Origin of the sequence: Halorarius halobius (assembly GCF_024298865.1) — an archaeon.
GTDB lineage: Archaea > Halobacteriota > Halobacteria > Halobacteriales > Haloarculaceae > Halorarius > Halorarius halobius.
Genome location: NZ_CP101161.1, coordinates 1,177,197 through 1,194,612, shown reverse-complemented (window position 1 = coordinate 1,194,612; position 17,416 = coordinate 1,177,197). Strand labels below are relative to the sequence as shown.

Annotated in this window: 16 protein-coding genes; 8 read left to right on the top strand and 8 right to left on the bottom strand. The window is 64.5% G+C overall.

Annotated features, from left to right (window positions below; genetic code table 11):
* The first annotated feature begins 177 nt into the window (after window positions 1–177).
* The 4 genes from NL112_RS06330 (at window position 178) to NL112_RS06315 (ending at window position 5,817) form a co-directional block, all read left to right on the top strand.
* Window positions 178–2,028, top strand: a complete 1,851-nt coding sequence (locus tag NL112_RS06330; RefSeq protein ID WP_255151781.1) for a hypothetical protein — start codon at window positions 178–180, stop codon at window positions 2,026–2,028.
* A gap of 201 nt (window positions 2,029–2,229) precedes the next feature.
* A complete protein-coding gene (locus tag NL112_RS06325; protein ID WP_255151780.1) occupies window positions 2,230–2,772 on the top strand; it encodes a hypothetical protein in 543 nt (180 codons plus the stop codon).
* Window positions 2,773–2,851: 79 nt separating this feature from the next.
* The gene (locus NL112_RS06320; RefSeq protein WP_255151779.1) at window positions 2,852–4,615 is read left to right on the top strand and encodes a PKD domain-containing protein; all 1,764 of its coding nucleotides are present in this window, start codon (window positions 2,852–2,854) and stop codon (window positions 4,613–4,615) included.
* A gap of 44 nt (window positions 4,616–4,659) precedes the next feature.
* Complete coding sequence (locus NL112_RS06315; RefSeq protein WP_255151778.1) at window positions 4,660–5,817, top strand: signal peptidase I; 1,158 nt, start codon at window positions 4,660–4,662, stop codon at window positions 5,815–5,817.
* Window position 5,818: 1 nt separating this feature from the next.
* On the opposite strand, the gene NL112_RS06310 is transcribed toward NL112_RS06315, so the two are convergent.
* The 4 genes from NL112_RS06310 to NL112_RS06295 all read right to left on the bottom strand — a co-directional run bounded on the left by NL112_RS06310 (window position 5,819) and on the right by NL112_RS06295 (window position 10,080).
* On the bottom strand, window positions 5,819–6,841 hold the full coding sequence (locus NL112_RS06310) for a DUF5305 domain-containing protein (RefSeq protein ID WP_255151777.1): 1,023 nt from the start codon (window positions 6,839–6,841) through the stop codon (window positions 5,819–5,821).
* A gap of 50 nt (window positions 6,842–6,891) precedes the next feature.
* Window positions 6,892–7,923: a signal peptidase I gene (locus NL112_RS06305; protein ID WP_255151776.1), complete on the bottom strand. Its 1,032-nt coding sequence runs from the start codon at window positions 7,921–7,923 to the stop codon at window positions 6,892–6,894.
* Entirely contained in the window at window positions 7,923–8,759 is an 837-nt protein-coding gene (locus NL112_RS06300) for a hypothetical protein (protein WP_255151775.1), read from the bottom strand. Before NL112_RS06300 ends, NL112_RS06305 begins: the two co-directional genes overlap by 1 nt.
* A 274-nt stretch (window positions 8,760–9,033) precedes the next feature.
* The gene (locus NL112_RS06295; protein ID WP_255151774.1) at window positions 9,034–10,080 is read right to left on the bottom strand and encodes a halocyanin domain-containing protein; all 1,047 of its coding nucleotides are present in this window, start codon (window positions 10,078–10,080) and stop codon (window positions 9,034–9,036) included.
* A gap of 113 nt (window positions 10,081–10,193) precedes the next feature.
* Here NL112_RS06295 and nirK point away from each other — a divergent pair, with 113 nt between their 5' ends.
* On the top strand, window positions 10,194–11,285 hold the full coding sequence (nirK, locus tag NL112_RS06290; protein WP_350356159.1) for a copper-containing nitrite reductase: 1,092 nt from the start codon (window positions 10,194–10,196) through the stop codon (window positions 11,283–11,285).
* Window positions 11,286–11,380: 95 nt separating this feature from the next.
* Window positions 11,381–12,361 (top strand): nucleoside recognition protein, encoded by a 981-nt coding sequence (locus NL112_RS06285; RefSeq protein WP_255151772.1) that lies wholly within the window; start codon window positions 11,381–11,383, stop codon window positions 12,359–12,361.
* A 249-nt stretch (window positions 12,362–12,610) separates the two neighbouring features.
* Here the strand turns inward: NL112_RS06285 and NL112_RS06280 are convergent, their stop codons facing one another.
* The 3 genes from NL112_RS06280 to NL112_RS06275 all read right to left on the bottom strand — a co-directional run bounded on the left by NL112_RS06280 (window position 12,611) and on the right by NL112_RS06275 (window position 14,626).
* Entirely contained in the window at window positions 12,611–12,841 is a 231-nt protein-coding gene (locus NL112_RS06280; protein ID WP_255151771.1) for a hypothetical protein, read from the bottom strand.
* A gap of 304 nt (window positions 12,842–13,145) precedes the next feature.
* Complete coding sequence (locus tag NL112_RS22880) at window positions 13,146–13,835, bottom strand: HNH endonuclease (RefSeq protein WP_350356156.1); 690 nt, start codon at window positions 13,833–13,835, stop codon at window positions 13,146–13,148.
* 251 nt (window positions 13,836–14,086) lie between these two features.
* On the bottom strand, window positions 14,087–14,626 hold the full coding sequence (locus NL112_RS06275) for a CBS domain-containing protein (RefSeq protein ID WP_255151770.1): 540 nt from the start codon (window positions 14,624–14,626) through the stop codon (window positions 14,087–14,089).
* 70 nt (window positions 14,627–14,696) lie between these two features.
* Here NL112_RS06275 and NL112_RS06270 point away from each other — a divergent pair, with 70 nt between their 5' ends.
* Window positions 14,697–15,341: a hypothetical protein gene (locus NL112_RS06270; RefSeq protein WP_255151769.1), complete on the top strand. Its 645-nt coding sequence runs from the start codon at window positions 14,697–14,699 to the stop codon at window positions 15,339–15,341.
* A gap of 442 nt (window positions 15,342–15,783) precedes the next feature.
* On the opposite strand, the gene NL112_RS06265 is transcribed toward NL112_RS06270, so the two are convergent.
* Window positions 15,784–16,788: a tyrosine-type recombinase/integrase gene (locus NL112_RS06265; RefSeq protein WP_255151768.1), complete on the bottom strand. Its 1,005-nt coding sequence runs from the start codon at window positions 16,786–16,788 to the stop codon at window positions 15,784–15,786.
* A 414-nt stretch (window positions 16,789–17,202) separates the two neighbouring features.
* On the opposite strand from NL112_RS06265, the gene NL112_RS06260 reads away from it, so the two are divergent.
* Window positions 17,203–17,391: a hypothetical protein gene (locus tag NL112_RS06260; protein WP_255151767.1), complete on the top strand. Its 189-nt coding sequence runs from the start codon at window positions 17,203–17,205 to the stop codon at window positions 17,389–17,391.
* The last annotated feature ends 25 nt before the right edge of the window (window positions 17,392–17,416 follow it).

Here is a 17,416-nt window from a genome sequence, read left to right as displayed (position 1 = left end):
GACTCCCGAAACCGCGTATGCGGCTCGACCACACGGTCGACCGGCGTTCGCCTGCAGGGGCCAAGGGGGACGGGGGACGGACCGATACGCGAACCGGAGGGCCGGAGCTGTGAACGCCAGCACCCCGGCCGCCGTCGTAACCGGACGCGACGGGGCCTGCGTCGGCGACACACCGCGATGACTGCACCGCGAGTCTCGACCGGCGGCGGCCACGCGCTCTCACACCTCCGTAGCTTCGCCCTGCGGGTCGTGGGCGGCCGAGTCGGTGCCGCAATCCTGTTCGGCGCCGTCTCGTTTTTCGGTCTCTACTGGCAGAGCGGCGTCTTCATCAACGATAACTTCACGCTCGTGAACGCGCTCCGGGCAGTATCCGACGGCCGATTGTACTGGCAGAGCCAGGTGTCGTGGCCGGGGACGGTGACCATCGACGGGCGGCTGTACGGACGCAGTTACGGCATCGTGGTCGCGGCACTCCCGTTCCTGTGGCTACTCGAACTGTTCGGACCCATCGTCGGGGTGCGGTTCGTCGCGGTCGGGATCTGGGCGGTCGCCGTGTTCGGGTTCGCACACCACGCCGGAGCGGTGAGCGGCCAGCGGCGCGGGGCACTGCTCGCGGCCGCCGGCGTCGTCTCGGTCGTCGCGCTGGCGAACGCGCTGTTCGCGGGGCCGCTCGATTACGGCGCCCGGTTCGCGCTCGCGCTACAACTGCTCGCTATGGTGACCACGGCGCTCATCGGCGTCCTCGTCTATCGGCTCCTCTGCCGGGTGGAGTCCCGGACGCTCGGCGCTTTCGGTGGAAGCGCGGTCGTGCTCGCCACGAGCGTCGCCTACTGGGCGTCGATTCCGAAGCGACACGTGTTCACGGCGTTGCTCGCGTTGCTCGCGGTGTACGGGTTCGCCGTGAGCCGGACCGAATCGGAGCCGCGACGCGGGCTCGTCCATCGCTGTCTCGCGTACGGGGCGGTCGGGCTGACGGCGTGGGTCAACCCCGCCGAAGCGGCGGTGCTGTTCACCGTGCTCCTGCCTCTCGATGTAGCGACGGCGCCGTCGAACGACCGGATGCACCTTACCGGAGTCGGCTCCGCGTTCGCGCTCTCGTTGCTCCCGTTTCTGGTCACGAACACGCTCGTCACCGGCGACCCCCTCACCGCTCCGGTGATGGAACTCACCGGGTTCAGCGGGACGGGCGGAGGGCCCCCACCGTCGGGTGGCGGCGGTGGCGGCGGTGGCGGCGGAACGACTCCGCTCGTCGAGCGACTGGGGCGCGCCGCATCGCCGATACTCGACCCGCTCGTCCTCGTTTGGTCGGTGTACGCCGACGGGCTGGACGTGCTTCTGGCCGAACCGCTCCGGCTGTATCAGGTGTTCGTCGACCGGGGTTTCGACGCCCTGACCGGCCAGCGGGTGGGCAGCGCCCGGAACCTGAGCGTCCTCGAATCGGTGCCGTTCCTCGCGGCCCTCGTCGGTGCCCTGCCGAGCCTGCGACACGAAGGGCGCACGGAGCGCCTCCGCGCGTGGCTCGCCTCGGCGGATGGCCGAACCGACGCATTCGTCATCGTGTACGTGGCGCTGTTCACGCTGCTGTATCTCCCCCGGCTCCCGTTGCGCGTCCAGCTCACCGTCAGGTATCTCGTGCCGGTCGTCCCCGGGCTGGTGTATCTCGTCTGTCGCGTGCCGGTCGTGAAGCGGAGCCTCCAGCGAAACCAGACGGCGGCGCTGTGGACCTACGCGTACGGCGTCGGGGTGGGGAGCCTGGTCTCGGTCGTCCTGTTCCGGCTCGGGCCGACCGTCGGGCTCGGGCTCTCGAAGAACGAGATCATCTCGATGCACGGTGACATCGCGCTCCTCACCGCGGCGGCGCTCGCGGTCGTGACGGTCGCCGCCGACGTTCGGGACCGCGACGGCCTCGACCGGACCGTCGCCCGACTGATGGCACTCGGGGCCGCGCTGGGCACCGTGCTGGTGCTCGTCTCGTTTCTCCACTACTGGAACGGCGACCTCCTGCTCGTCCCGCAGTTCGGGTCGTAACACCCAGAAACACCGACCACCGACAGATGCCCTAAACGGTCCGTTAGGCACGCCTACCACCGTTCGGAGGAGTTCGGCAGGGGCAAGTAAGCGTCCCTAGCGACGGAGTAGACCGGGCTTACAAAGGGGATAGGGGGTATCGGTGGTGGTAAGCGCGTCATACTCCGCTCCGTCTGGTGCGGGGTGCGTGCGACTCCAACCATGACACGACCCAAAGGCAAACTGTTCGCGCTGCTGGCCATCTTCGCGGCCATCGCGCTGGTCGCGGCGACCGGTGCGTTCAGCAGCGTGGAGGCGACTCGTACCGCAGATGTTGACGTGGCAGGCGACGACGCAGCGCTGCTCCAGCTAGAAGCGTCCACGAATACCGGTGTCTCCGGGGTGGCGGAACAGAACGCTACCGGAGCTATCCAGTTGAAATTCAACGACGGTGATGGCTCCGCTGGCGGTATCAACCCTCACGCAGTGACCACGTTCGACAAAGTTCTGAGGGTAACGAACCAAGGTTCGGATGACGTTGATCTCAGCGTCACCCTGGCGAACGACGATGGGACTGTCGACCCAGCAGACGTTGTTACAGTCGAAACTGCTGGCGGGACGGACTTAGTGAGCGGACAAAAGACACTCACCCCCGGCGACTCCGTCTTGATTAACTTCGAGTTCGACACCACTAGTGACAGCCAGCTAGCAAATGACATAGACGACGAGAGCATCCTCACGTCGGTCACGTTCACTGCAGAATAGCCGGCCAGCTCGGGTTTCCCGTCCCCGAAGTTCCGGGCGCGAGACGAACAGCCCGCCGACCACATACACCCCATCAGCGATGAAACTCTTCAGTCTCGACTCCGTCGTGCTCGCCCTCGTCCTGCTGGGGCTGGTCGTCCCGACGGGCGCCGTCACCGGCGACGAGCTGTTCCCCGACAGCGAGCCGTCGCTGGTGGCCGCGCCCCACGACGGCCCCAACGGCGAGTACGCGACCATCGAGGAGGGGAACCTCTCGGTCGACCTCGCGGACGCGGGCGTCAACCCCGACGCGACGACCACCGTGCGGAACGTGTTCGACCTCACGAACGAGGGCGATGCGCCGCTTCTGGTGTGGATAACCCACGACGCGGGCGACCGCGTGAGTGTCGTCGACGCCGACGGGGACGGGGTGGGCTCCAGCGAGGACGCGGCCCGGCTCGCGCCGGGCGAGACGCTGACCGTCGGCTTCGTCGTCGACACCCACGGGAGCGAGGCGGGCGACGACCTGATGGACCGGCTGACGGTGAAGGTCCGCGAGCCGGGGACGGAGACGCCCGACGAACCCGGCACGGCCACGCCGACGGAGACGTCCGAGACGGCGACCCCCGCCACGGACACCTCCGCGAACGGAACCGGCGGCGAGCCCGGGACCGGCGGCGCGGAGACGATACCGACGCCGGGCGCGCCGACGCCGGCGCCGTCCGACCCCGCCGAGGGCGTCTCGGTCCAGTTCTCGGTGCCGGTCGAGAACGCGACGGTGGCGGTGACCGACCTCGACGAACTGCCGTCTGAGGACGCGTCACTGCGCCGGCCGAGGGCCCGCATCGTCGGGACCATCGGGGCGCGGAACGCGACCGCCGTCGACGGAGCGAACGCGCTGGTGTTGACGAACGAGACAGTGTCGCTCGACGGCCACACCTCGCTCGTCGGCACCGCCGACGCCGTCGACGAGCGGATTCGGGTGAGCCGCATCGTCCGCATCGACCCGCCGCGAGGCACCGAGAACGCGCCCGCGACGGTCCGCATCCGCGTGGACCGTGACGCGCTGGCGGGCGCCGACCCCACCACGGCCCGTGTCGGGCGGGCGACCGCCGGCGGCTGGCAACTGCTGGAGACGCAGGTCGTCGACCGGTCCGACGAGGCCGTCACTCTCGCCGCACGTACCCCCGGGTTCAGCGTGTTCGCGGTGTTCGCCTCGCCGGACGTCAGCTACACCTGGAACATCGAGAGCGTGGGCCAGCGGCGCGGCGAGATCGCGGACGTCTCCTTCGCGGAGCCGGGCATCTACAACGCCTCGCTGACCGTCACCGACGCCCTCGGGCAGTCCGACACGGCAAGCTACCGCATCCTGGCGAACGACCGGCCGAACGTGACGCTCGACCGGAGCGGGCCGCTGGTCGCCGGGAGCCCCGTGACGCTCCGGGCGAACGTCACCGACCGCGTCGGGGAGACGACCGTCACCTGGCGGTTCGAGGACGGCACCACGCTCGTCGGACGGTCGGTGAACCGCTCGTTCGCGCCCGGTCGCCACGTCGTCGAGGTGACCGTCCGCGACGAGTACGGCGCGAACCGCACCCGCGAGTTCGCGCTCGACGTACCGGCGGCGGCCGGCGGCCAGTCGGTCGGCGTCCGCCAGGAGGGCGGGGCGGCCGAACTGCTGATGCTCGGCGTCTCCCTGCCGCTGGCGGGACTGCTCGCGGTGGTGTACGGCCGCCGGCAGTACGTGCGCCGGCGTGACCGCGACCGTGTCCGGAAGCGCGACGGACCCTCCCTCCCGGCGCGGGCGCTCGACGCCGTCGACCGCGCGCTTCCGGGCGAACCCGTGCGCGGTCGCCGCCGGTAAGCCGACGCAAACGGTTTAGGTAACAGGCGGCTACCGACCCTCGAATGGACCCGAGACGCGCGGCGCGGCTGGCCGGCGGCGGACTCCTCGCGCTTCTCCTCGTAACCGTCGTCGTCGGCCAACTGCTCGGCCAGCCGGTGCTCCTGAGCTACGTCACCACCGGGAGCATGGAGCCGACGCTCCATCCCGGCGACGGCTTCGTCGCCGTCCCATCGGCGGTCGCCGGCCCCGTCGAGGAGGGCGACGTGGTCGTGTTCCGAGCCGAGACGCTCCACGGCGGCGGGCTCACCACCCACCGGGTCGTCGAGGAGACGCCGCGGGGGTACATCACGAAGGGCGACGCCAACCCGTTCACCGACCAGGACGGCGGCGAACCCCCCGTCACCGAGGAGCAGATCGTCGCCCAGGGGTTCGAGGTGGGCGGGCAACTGCTCGTCATCCCGAACCTCGGCGTCCCCGCGATGGCGGCCGCCGGCGCCCTCACCGGCCTGCAACGGGGGCTTGCGACCTTGCTGGGCACCCGGTCGCTACTTGGGACACAGGGGCTCGCGTATCTGCTGTTCGCGGTCGGCGCGGGCGCGTACGCCATCGAGGCGGTCCGCGAGCGGGGCCGGGGCGCCCGCCGCGAGACCGACCGCCGCGACCGGCGGCCGGGCGTCGTCGACGCACGGGTCGTCGTCGCCGCGCTCGTCGTGCTGGTGCTGGTCGGCGTGACCGCCGCGATGGTCGTCCCCTCGGGAGGCGAGGCGCTCACGGTCGTCAGTTCCAGTAGCGACTCCCCGCGGCCGAACGTCGTCGCCGCCGGCACGACCCAGAACGTCACCTACTCGTTCCGCAACACCGGCCTGCTCCCGGCGGTCGTCATGCTCGACAGCGGCGACCCGAACCTGACGTTCGCCCGCGACCAGGTGGTCGTCCCCGGGGGGAGCCGCGCGAACGTCTCGGCGACGGTGACCGCCCCCGACCGGACCGGCGTCGTCCAGTACGGCCTCTCGCGCCACTGGTATCTGGCGGTGGTGCCGCCCTCGACCGTCCGGACGCTGTACGCCGTCCATCCGGTCGTGCCGCTGCTGGCCATCGACGCGCTCGTCGGTGCCGGCGTCGGTCTCGTCGGCGTCAGCGTCCTCGGCACGGGCCCCCTCCGATTCCGCGAGTCGGGCATCACGGTGCGCGACCGCCTCCGGGCGTGGCTCCGGCGGTGAGCTACATATTGAGCCACGGCGCGATGCGGTCGTAGTCGTCCGTGTAGTAGTAGACCAGGTCGCCGTCGGCGACCGCGTACGCCTGGTACACGTCGTCGTAGATGACGCGCTTGTTGGAGTCGATGGCCACGTCGACGAGGTCCTCCAGCGTGTTGATGCGGATGTACCGCTTGTCCGGGCCGGAGGGGAACTCTCCCTCGGATATCCACTCTTCGTAGCGGGACCGGACAGTCTCGGTCGCCACCGAGTCGACGTCGAGGTCGCGGTAGACGTACGCGACGCCGCCGGCCCCGACGAGCGCGAGCGCGCCGACGAGCACGAGCGACCCGACCAGAAGCGGGTCCGGCTGGCGCGTCACCGTCCGCGAGACAGACCGCGACTGGGTGCGCGACCCCGAGAGGTCGCCGTCGACCCAGTAGGCGCGGCCCGTCACCTGGAGCGGCGCCGAGGCGTTCAGCGTGCCCTCGTAGCGGTTGCTCCGGTAGTCGACCCTGAGTTCGAGCCGCGTCTCGAACACGCCCACGCCGCCGACGGCCGACCGGACCGACTGGAGCCGCTGTGCGACGGCCGACATGTTCAGGGTGGCGTTCGCGCGGGCGGTGCCGTCGGTCACCCGCTGGCTCTCGTTGACCAGCAGTCGCTCCGTCTGCCAGAACGTCTCGCCGTTGCGCGTCCCCTCGTAGACGAGTACCAGCCGCTGTGACACCGCTACCGTGGGCCCCTCGGGTACCGATGTCTCGACCGAGTAGGTCGCCTCCGGGGCGGCCGCGAGCAGGTACACCGGCTTGTCCCGCAGGCGAACCCCCTCGGCGTACAGCGGCGTCGACCCCGTGACGAGCGCGCTCGTCTCGACGTCGCTCGCGAACGTCTGTTCCGCCCGCTGTTCGGTCACTTGCTCGGTCGGCGGAAATGCGACGAGCCAGCCGGCTCCCCCGAGTGCGAACACGCCGACGAGCACCAGCACGACCGCGACCGTGGGGCCGCGCGTCGCAACGACGTGTTTCGCCTGAGTGCCCGTCGACATGCGAGTACGGTCGCCTTACTACTGTTGCGTACAAATGGGTTCCGTCCGACTCACGGCTGACGTCTGCCGGTTCGACGGCCCGACAGCGCCGGAATCGGCCGCGAGCCGTCGACCAGTAGCGTGTAGCCGGCGACCAGCGGCCCGAACACGACCGACAGAGAGCCGAGCACTGCCGCGAGCGGATGGAATCGGTGGAGCACCACCAGCCAGTCGTGGGGCAACACCCCCGGGTAGGGGTACACCCGGAGCACCGCCTGGTGGACGCCCGGGCGGGCGGGCGGCGGCAGGGTCACTTGCACGTCGAGCCGGTCGCCGGTCGCGGTCGCGCGGTCGACCGTCAGCCCCTCGCCGTCGACGACGAACTGGACGAACGGCGTCGCGGAGACGTCGACGTTCATCTCCCGGGTCGTCGGCTCGCCGACGACGACCTCCGCCCCGGGCTCGCCCGGCTCGGACGCGACGTACGTCAGCCGGTAGGCGTCCGCGCCAAGCGGCGTCACGGCGAGGCCGGTGAGGACGCCCACGACCAACAGCGGCACCACCACGTCGCGAACTCGGTACACCGGCCGGCCGGGGCGGTCGTGGCGGCTCCGCTTCCACGCGCGGGTGGCAATCGCCGCCCCGACCAGCAGGACCCCCGCGAAGATGGGGGACCGGAACGTCCGCACGACGGGCACGACCCGCCCGGCGGTCGGGACGACGACCGGCGTGCCGGCGACGGTCAACACCTCGCCCACGATGGCCGCCCGCGTCACCGGCTCGTAGCCGTTCGCCTGGTCGGTCCGCTCGTTGGCGTCGCCCTTCGTGACGTACCCCTCGGCCGTCTCCCCGACGACGCGGTGGGTGACGAACTCGTTGCGCGACGGCGCCCAGAACACCACGACGTCGCCAGTCTCCACCTCGCCCGCGGGGACGACCACGTAGCCGTCGCCCGGCTGGAGCGTCGGCGCCATGCTGTCGGACTCGGCGTAGCTCACCTGCACCGGTCCCCCGAGTGGTACGGCAAGCAACATGACACCGAGCACGGCCACGACGGCGACGAGCGCGAGCAGACGGAGCCGTACGGAGTCGTCGAGCGGCATCACGCCGTGTCGGTTCTGGTCACGCTGGCGGAGTTCCCGTCGGCGTCGTAGCCCGTGACGGTGAGCGTGTACGTCTCGCCCGGCACGAGGATGTAGCCGGAGTCGGGCTCGATGACGACTTCATTCTTCTTCCTGGAGTAGCTATCCCCCGACGCGGTGTCGCGTTGGGTCCCGCGTACGGTCCCGCCGCTGTCGGTCACCTCGTACTCGACGCGGTCGAGGTCGGCGTCGCCGTCGCCGTCCCGAATGTCCACCTGCTGGACGGTCCAGTTGTTGTCCAGGAGATTGGCGCTGAACTTCTTCACCTTCTTGACGGTCACCGCACCCTTCACGTTCCCCGACTCGGCGGTCGTCGACCGCGTCGCAGTGAACGAGAACCCGGAGCCGGCGACGTCAAGCGTGAACGGAATCGTGGTGTCCTTGACCGCCGCCTCGATATCGACGGTTCCGGACCCCCCGACGGCCAGCGAGAACGAGACGGAACAGCCGCTCGTCCCGGCCGGGTCGTAGTAGAGGGTCCCCTGCGTGCAGAAGTCCAGCGAGACGGTGACAGTCACGTCCGAACTGGTGTCGTTCGTGACCGTGACCAGCCGGTCGGTCGAGTTCTTCTTCACCGCCCCGTTGATGTCGAGGCCGACCAGCGCGTTCGGGTCGTCGGCGACGCTGACGGCCACGCTCCGGCCGGCCGTCGCGGAACTGAACGCTCCGGTACGGTTCGACAGCGACACGGCAGAGAGGACGCCCGCCCCGCCGACGAGACCGCCCAGCACCCGCCGGCGGGTGAGTTTCTCGGACCCGCGGCGCCGCGAGCGGTCACGGGAACGGCGACCGGTCACGGCGGGCCACCTCCCGGTGCGGCGACAGGGCGCGACGCGACGCCGAATCCGTACGGCGGCGTCGGTCTCGAGCCGGGGGCTGTCGGCTGGTGTCGGCGCCCGTTCACGTCTCCGTCCACGTTCACCATTACCCCCTGCGGATAGTCGAATCACGGTCTCGAGATTCAAAAGCCTTCGATTCGGTTCAGGCGCCGACGGCCCGGCGCCCGAGCGTCCGCCCGACAGCGACCGGGGGAAAGCCCCGGCATCCGACGGTCCCGACCCGACCGGCGCCCTACCGGGGCCGGGCGGCCGACTCCTCGTCTCGGGCGCCGGCGGCGGGGTCGGCGGTCGCGTTCCGCCGGTTCCGGACCGCGAGGAACGCGCCGAACGCCGTCGGCGAGAGGATGCCGACGCCGAACGCGCCCAGCACCGCCAGTTCCGCGTTCGACAGTTCGTGCACGCCCTCGAACACGTCGCCGACGACGACGGCGCCCCGCATCCCCGCCGCCTCGTGAGCGGTGCAGGCGTACGTGCTGACGCCGACACCGTCGAACATCTGTCCGAACCGCCCCTCGCTCTGAACGGCGCTGGCGTAGCCGTCGTCGCTGGCGACGTCGTGCTCCCCGTCGCCGGTCCACTCCCAGACGACGCGAGTTCCAGGGTCGACCTGGACCGCGGGCGGGTCGAACGCGAGCGCGCCGCCGTTGCCCGCCGCACCGACGACGACGGTAACCGCCTCGCGGCCACGGGCGTCGACGGTGCCCTCGTAGTTCGAGACGCCGTCGAACCAGTCGCCGTAGTCGGGTTCTCGCTCGACGTACGCGCGGTCCGGTTCCGGTGCGGGCGTCGGCGTCGGAGTGGCGACGGCCACGTCACCGACGACGACGGCCCCCTTCATCCCCATCGCCTTGTGGGGCGAGCAGGCGTACAGCGCGACGCCATCGCTCTCGAAGCCGTGCTCGAACGTGTGGCCGGTGTCGTCGACGAGTTCGCTCTCGAAGGCGCCGTCCTCGCTGACGACGTTGTGGGCACCGCCCGCGCCGGTCCACTCCCAGACGACGGTGGTGCCGGGGTCGACGCGGACGGCCGCCGGGCCGAAGGCGAACCCGCCGCCGTTCCCGTCGGCCCCGACGGCGACGGTGACCCGCGCCTTCCCGCGTTCGTCGACGACGCCCGCGAAGTTCGAGACGTTCGAGAACCACGCCGAGAGGTCTTCGCCCGACTGAGCGACTGCGGTTCCGGTCGTGCCGGCGACCCCTGTGGCGCCCGCCGCGACCAGCGTGGCGGCCTGCAGGAACCGGCGGCGGTTCACGGTTCGGGGGTGTCGTGTCGCGTTCATGCATCACCTTTCAGACGTAGCAACATAACACCAAATTCCGATTCTCACGGCCTGAGACACGAGTTTTTGTTATATGCTGTTGCTCCGAGAACATGCGTTCAGAGGCATTCGAAATGACGTACACCACCACGCGGCGACGCGTACTGCAGACGGCTGGACTCGGCGGCGCGGCGGCCCTCGCGGGCTGTACCGTCGGCACCCCGCCGGCCAACGACGTGCGGACGAGCCCGGTCCAGTTCCAGCAGGACACGCCGGCCGAACTGGGCGAGGCGAAGCCGGTCGACGTCGACCGCATCGCCGCCGACCCCCGGGATATCCCCGCACCCATCTCGCGGTCCGAGCCGGCGACCGTCGAGGTGGAGATGGAGACGCTCGAACTCGTCGCCGAGGTGGAGCCCGGCGTGACGTTCACCTACATGACGTTCGACGGGCAGGTGCCCGGGCCGTTCATCCGCACCCGCGTGGGTGACACCGTCGAGTTGACCATCCGCAACAACGAGAACAACGCGATGGTCCACAACGTGGACTTCCACGCGTGCCGCGGCCCCGGCGGCGGTGCGGAGGCGACGGTCGTCGCCCCCGGCGAGGAGAAACAGCTCTCGTTCAAGGTGACGTACCCCGGCGCGTTCATCTACCACTGTGCGGTGGCGAACGTCGACTACCACATCTCCAGCGGGATGTTCGGCATCATCCTCGTCGAACCCGAAGAGGGCCTGCCCGAGGTGGACCACGAGTTCTACCTCGGCCAGCACGAACTGTACACGAACGGGACGACGGGCCAGACGGGCCACCACGAGTTCGACTTCGCGCGGATGGCGATGGAGGACCCCACCTACGTCCTGATGAACGGCGAGAAGTACGCCATCACGCCCGACAACTACGCCGAGATGAACGTGCGGACCGGCGAGACCGCCCGCGTGTTCTTCGGCGTCGGCGGGCCGAACAAGTTCAGCAGTTTCCACCCCATCGGGAGCGTCTGGGACGAGGTCTGGGAGCAGGGCGCGCTCGCCAGCGAACCGAGCCGCTACGTCCAGACGACGCCCGTCCTCCCCGGGAGCGCCTGCGTCGCCACGATGTCGTTCCCCGTCCCGGGGAACTTCAAACTCGTCGACCACGCGCTCTCGCGGGTCGCACGGAAGGGTGCCCTCGCCGTCGTCACCGCCGAGGGGCCGGAGGACCCCGAGATATTCGCGCCGGGCGAGTGACCGGGTAGCCGAACCGTCCGGGCCGGTCTCCTCTCTTCCTGTCACCCCGCCCACGAGAGACACCGCTTAGTGTCGCCGACCCCTAGCCGGCGGCGATGGCAGTCGAGGTGTGGGGCGTCCTGCCGACGGTCGCGGTCCGCGTCGCCAAGATAGCGGCGTTCATCGCCGTCGGCGTGAGCCTCGCGCACCTGCTGGTGGCGTTCGGCCTCGTCGAGCGCGTGGCGGCGCTGTCGAAGTATCTGACGCGCCCGGCGAACCTCCCCGACGAGGTGGGCGGGGCCATCGTCACCACCGCCGCCTCGACCACCGCGGGCTACGGGATGCTCGCGGAGTTCCGCGAGTCCGGGCGCCTCTCGGACCGTGCGACGCTCGTCGCCGTCACCATCAACACGTTCTTTGGGTTCGTCCAGCACATCTTCACGTTCTACGCGCCCGTCCTCATTCCGATTCTCGGCCTGCGTGTCGGCCTCATGTACGTGGGCGCGCGGGCGGCAATCTCGCTGGCCATCACCCTCACCGGGGTGGCGGCGGGCGCGCTGTTGCTGGCGGGCGAGCGGCCCGGGACGGACCCCGTCGAGGCGGACGGCGGGACCGCCACCGAGCCGACGGTCACCGGCGACCACCCCGAGACCCTCCAGGGGAAACTTGAGCAGGCCGGCCGCAAGGGGTACGAGAAGACCCGCGACATCCTGCCGCGGCTGGCGATTATCTACGCGGCGGTCGCCCTGCTGACCGCGAACGTCGACATCACGCAGGTCACCGCGGCCGCCGACCCGCTGGCGACGACCGTCGGCCTCCCCGCGGCCGCCGTCCCTGTGGTGGCCGTGTTCGCGCTCGACACGACGAACGGCGCCATCGTCATCGCGCCGCTGGTCCCGGGGACGTTCACGCCCGAGCAGGCGGTGGCGACGATGCTCGTCGGCGGCGTCGTCTCCTTCGCCGTCACCACGTTCAAGCGCTCCATCCCGTTCCAGTACGGCATCTGGGGTGCCGAGTTCGGGAGCAAGGTCGTCGCCGTGAACACGGCGCTGAAGGTGGTGTTCATCGCCGCCGCCGTCGCCCTGTTGCTGTACTGATGTGCTGCGGTTTCAGGAGTTTGACCACAGACCGACGACCCACAGTTTCCCTGATAAACGGGGTGATTAGCGGAGTCGCATTCGGCATCCGGTATGCCAGTGGTCTGCGGCGTCATACGGTTCAGGCGAATTATCCATACCCACTAACCTAGTTCTTACGACCGTTCAACACACTTGAAAATCGCCAGAATACAGATTAGGGGTTTGTCGCACACTATGGGATTCTGATTCTGTGTCCCAGTTGGAGAATTATGCCCTTGCTTCGGCAGCTTGAAAGAGCGCATACAAGGCGATTCCACCTAAAGAGAGCGGAACTAAGGCTACGACCGCTCCTGCGAAGAGCCTAGAAGCTTGTTCAACCATCTCGACATTGGGGTTCCCATTAACCAATAGCCAGAGCATCCCCCCAAGGAATGGCAACACGGTAACTACTGCTATCACTCGACCGACCATCGCAATAGCGGCCCAGCTACTTGACATACAATTGGTAAAAGAAGGTGTAGACTGAAAAGTGTTCTTCCTAAACAAGGTTATCACGATTCAACGACCCTGATTTCGATGTTTATTGCAACTATGCCAATGACACTTTGCGCGTGAAAGTGGCATCCAAACAGGCCACTCAGAGCCGTGACTGGTGAGAAGGGGGTATAGACGAAAGTCGCTGATCATTCGTCGGGAAATATCAACACCAGATTCCCCCACCCGAGGTTAATTAGGTACAGAGATAGATTCCCTGAAAACTGTTTAGTCCCGTATCAAACATCGAGGGTGATGTGATTTTCCTTCAACCCTTGACTTTAATGAGTAGATACACGAGGACAATCAATATCGTGACAAACCAATATTGACCACCATACGTAGAATTACCGGCTAAAAATACTAATGAATTGGCAATAATTAGTATTCCTGCTAATCCGAGGATGCTGATTGCCAGGGAACTTAATCCAGCTTTGGCCAAATTACCGCAAGGGTTGTTTGAGTATTCTTCTTGGCTCATATTTTTCCATTCCTGTTGAGTTAGTGTTGTTCCAACTAGTTCCTCCGGGCCGTCTGTCAGTTTCCAAATACTATTTTTCCAACTTTGGCGCGTGAACCTTGATTTACACGACGAGCATCGAATATGTGGATGAAGTAGACTATGCATCCATTCCAACTTATTTGACTTCTCGCACATCGGACAGCCCCCTAAACGGCGGTCGAATATGGAACGACTGGTTTTTGAACGAGTAGTTTCAGTTCTTGCAGTTGGAGCAAGCCTCCTCCCATGAATCGCACTGTGACAGTGACTACACATTGTCTTCAGATTCGTCAGTCGGTGTGTCCCCCCCTTGCTTTTCGGGACGATGTGATGAGCGTGTAACTCGGCATTCCCGTGTGGGCCACCACGTCGACCGCAGTTCTGACATTGATAGTTATCTCTCTGATATACGGTCTTTCGCCGCTCGTCCCAATCAGACGGGTACCCATCCCCCATTACTGTCAACATTTTATCCATGTGTAAATGAATGTTATTAATGTCAAATTTTGAATGGCCTGTCCCGATGAGATGGCCGTCAGTTGTTCAGATTAGTCGCTGACCCAAATCACGCACATTCCAATGCAATTGGCCTGCGACAGAGAAAAGCCGCTTAGACGCTAATCTGATTGAGTTTTCATCCACACATCAAATCAAGACTGTGCATGAATCAATATATCTGAATTAATCATTATTGGAGACTAACCAGTCTACAACAAATCAAATTGGGTGATTAGCCCACAATATCCGTCGTTGTCCTCTACAAGTACAGATGGATAGCCTTCTTCAAGAATAGCTTTTACCAACTCACGGCTATCCGTCGGTTCCACGGAGATGGCTGACATCCCCATCATGTCCTCAACAGGAGTCTTTGGATCAGGATGCTCCATCAAATCAAAATCGGTAACGAATCCAATTGCCTCACCTTCATCCATCACAGGCAATTGTGAGAAGTCATTACCAGTGAGTTTGGAGACCACATCGGCACGAGTCTCACCCTTGTAGGCCCATTCAATATCTTCCACCATCAGAGACTCTGCAGACTCCTGAGACGCCGTGTCATGCTCCTGAAGCACTTGCCAGACCCGTTGGACGTTGCGATAGGAGCCATTAGTCTGTGCTAATTCCATCCGGTTCAGTTGGCTATCACTGAGATTCACTTCGTTAGCGACTTCGAAGAGAGATAGCTCCAGTTCAATCCGTTTGTCGCGAAGGATCTGCATCGTCGTGTCATATTCAGGGATCTGCATATCCCGTGTAATACAATTCGAATCACATCAATTCCCGCCTTATGTGCGACACGTACCTACTGTAAGTTGCATGAGTCCAGCAACCAGCGCCCCGATACCCGAGATACTGGATGAGTCGCAGACGACCAAGCAAGAAGGTAAACTCGATCTCTTTAGAGGGTACGGTGGTTCCGCGAACCAAGCTGTAGAAGACTATTCGGACTCACAGACATGCTCAACTTTTGAGTCCGCTGCCAGCACCCATTTCAGATTAGAAGATGCTCCTGCGAGGACGAGGTGGGAGAAACAGAAGTGGGAGCGATTACAGCGGTGGCAGAGGGGCACAAAGCCTAACTGGGACGGATATGGGATGGACCAGCGACAATCCCAATCGCAGCGTGATAATATCCTATTCAAAAAGACACAAGCAAAGTGTTTGAGTGACGCGTGCGATTTAAACTGCAAGGAGAAAGAGATTGTCGTAAGTGGTAGCACACGACTTGATTACGTAAAATTCGGTGCGCATAGCGATATCTGGAAAGGGATACTGGGAGTGATGGCTGTAGTAGTCGAAAATAGACGACCACAGTACGGTGCTGATTTCGAATTAGCCTCTCTCCATCGTCAAGACGCTTTTCGTGAACTGATGGATTTCATCGGACTGGATTATACAGGATTGAACACGGTGAAAAAGGAGGTAAGAGATCAATTGACGTGGATTTCAGAAGTCGGATGAATGATTATAGCACCGTCTTCTTCGACTATAATTGGTTCCAGAAAATAATCATCCTCCACGAGTCACAGACTGTCGGCTCAGAAAACACTCCTCTCACCCGTCTACCTGCTGTTTTAACAGTGCCGTTTGGTGCGGGAACGCGCCCGGAGACACACTATCCTGCGGTGCGGTTTATGGATAGTTGTCGAGGGCGCATCCCAATCAAGGCAATCCATTCATCAGGATAGCTACCCAATCACTACAGTATCAATGTCAAGGGGTATCACGCTCTATCCACGCCCGTTCCGTCCAATACTTTGTTTCTCAGAACTATTTAAAAGGATTTAGGCTTAGTAGCTACTGTCGGTTCTGTCCTCACGTTACCAGCCAATACATTGTTCAATAATCTGTGAAAGGGCCATGTCTCGCGTAAGCAACTACAGAGAAAGGTCAGAACAATCGGTTAGATACTGTCGAGATACTTCCTACGTGCCTCCGCTTTCTCGTCAGCAGTTCTCTGGTCGTAGTGTGCATCCAATACGTCCTTACTGACGTTCATGCGGTCACTGACGGCGGTTTCAGGAACGTCGTTCAAGAGATGGTGAGTGATACTGCCTCTACGAATCGGGTGCGGTGAAACGCTACTGGGACAGAGAGATGCACTGTTGTCGTCAACCGCCTCACAGTCGTCAGTGTCGCGGTTGTGAGGACACGAACCATAGACACAGGGGCGAGTCATGGTGTATGCGGCGTCTTTGACTGCTGAGAGTGAGATACGACCGTAACGGGTTGTGAATAGTGGTTCTCTCCCGTAATCGTCCGTCTTGTCGTACCTGTGATGCTCAGTGTAGTCGGACAGCACTTCAGTAACGTAATCCGACAAAGCGAGTGTTCGTTGCCCACGCCGACCGTTCTTCAGTGGTGTATCCGTGTCAGGTCGGTGGTGAGCTTCAAGTGTCTGGTTTCGGGAATGAAAGTCGCCAAGGTCGAATGCACGGACGGTCCCTTTGCGACAACCGACGTGCCACATCAACTCCAACAGCGCGTGAGTCCGAGTAGCATACTGATACTTCCGAAGGTGATTCAACATCTCCTCTGCATCGTCAGCATTCAGCATCGTGTCACGAGCTTCAGTCTCCCGATTCCGAGATGGCAGGATTATCTTCTCGTCTAATCCCTCTGGCGCAGCATCGATACTGACACACCACCGCAGAAACTTGCGGAGTGACGAGAGATTAATACTCAGTGTCGTTTGGGCTATCCCCTCTTGTCGCCAGATACGGTAATCGTGTAGTCTCCGACCAGTCAGCTCGGTCAAATCATCGATTTCCTCACTCTCACACCACTCACAGAAAGCTCGCAGGTGTCCAGTGATGTTTTCCAGAGTTTTGTCTGCCAGTTCTGACTGCCGTTCATTCAGATACATTTCTACTGCTGATTCAGGGTTGATGGGTTGCAGTTCGGTCATGGATTGCTCCGAACCGCACGACACGCTCCTGATACCCGCGCCAGTCTCCAGCCTACAGACCGACCTAACGCTTGAACCCCGCTATCGCAAGCATAGGGGCGCTGAGTCTCTGACTTCTCGTAAGAGAATCGTGGGACCGCAGCATCCCGATAGGGTGCAAGGTTCGGGAGCAAGGTCGTCGCCGTGAACACGGCGCTGAAGGTGGTGTTCATCGCCGCCGCCGTCGCCCTGTTGCTGTACGGGCCCATCTGACCGCCCGACACCTCGACGCGCGCCACGGCATGACAGACCATGTACGAACCCGAACTTTCATTATAGTTCCCGCGGTACGGTGGTGTACGGATGCTCGCTGTACGCGCACACTGACCCCTGTTTTGCGACGTACAGCCACTCGATTGCACTCTCAGACAACAGATGAGCACATCCACACCCCGACCCGACACCGAGACGCGCCCCGGCCGACCGACGCCCCGCCCCGACCCCGACCGCTGGTACAGCGACGACGCGGTCACCACCGAGAACGCCCCGCGGACGTTCGACACCGACTGCACGCACCGCCTCCCGAACCCCGTCTCGAAGGCGAACCAGTCGACGCCGCAGTAGCGCAGGCCGCTCCGCTCTTCGGTCG

Bases quoted from the DNA above. Each gene is read 5' to 3' on its own strand.
- NL112_RS06330 (WP_255151781.1), top strand. From the start codon at position 178: ATGACTGCACCGCGAGTCTCGACCGGCGGCGGCCACGCGCTCTCACAC.
- NL112_RS06325 (WP_255151780.1), top strand. From the start codon at position 2,230: ATGACACGACCCAAAGGCAAACTGTTCGCGCTGCTGGCCATCTTCGCG.
- NL112_RS06320 (WP_255151779.1), top strand. From the start codon at position 2,852: ATGAAACTCTTCAGTCTCGACTCCGTCGTGCTCGCCCTCGTCCTGCTG.
- NL112_RS06315 (WP_255151778.1), top strand. From the start codon at position 4,660: ATGGACCCGAGACGCGCGGCGCGGCTGGCCGGCGGCGGACTCCTCGCG.
- NL112_RS06310 (WP_255151777.1), bottom strand. From the start codon at position 6,841: ATGTCGACGGGCACTCAGGCGAAACACGTCGTTGCGACGCGCGGCCCC.
- NL112_RS06305 (WP_255151776.1), bottom strand. From the start codon at position 7,923: ATGCCGCTCGACGACTCCGTACGGCTCCGTCTGCTCGCGCTCGTCGCC.
- NL112_RS06295 (WP_255151774.1), bottom strand. From the start codon at position 10,080: ATGAACGCGACACGACACCCCCGAACCGTGAACCGCCGCCGGTTCCTG.
- nirK (WP_350356159.1), top strand. From the start codon at position 10,194: ATGACGTACACCACCACGCGGCGACGCGTACTGCAGACGGCTGGACTC.
- NL112_RS06285 (WP_255151772.1), top strand. From the start codon at position 11,381: ATGGCAGTCGAGGTGTGGGGCGTCCTGCCGACGGTCGCGGTCCGCGTC.
- NL112_RS06280 (WP_255151771.1), bottom strand. From the start codon at position 12,841: ATGTCAAGTAGCTGGGCCGCTATTGCGATGGTCGGTCGAGTGATAGCA.
- NL112_RS22880 (WP_350356156.1), bottom strand. From the start codon at position 13,835: ATGGGGGATGGGTACCCGTCTGATTGGGACGAGCGGCGAAAGACCGTA.
- NL112_RS06275 (WP_255151770.1), bottom strand. From the start codon at position 14,626: ATGCAGATCCCTGAATATGACACGACGATGCAGATCCTTCGCGACAAA.
- NL112_RS06270 (WP_255151769.1), top strand. From the start codon at position 14,697: ATGAGTCCAGCAACCAGCGCCCCGATACCCGAGATACTGGATGAGTCG.
- NL112_RS06265 (WP_255151768.1), bottom strand. From the start codon at position 16,788: ATGACCGAACTGCAACCCATCAACCCTGAATCAGCAGTAGAAATGTAT.
- NL112_RS06260 (WP_255151767.1), top strand. From the start codon at position 17,203: ATGAGCACATCCACACCCCGACCCGACACCGAGACGCGCCCCGGCCGA.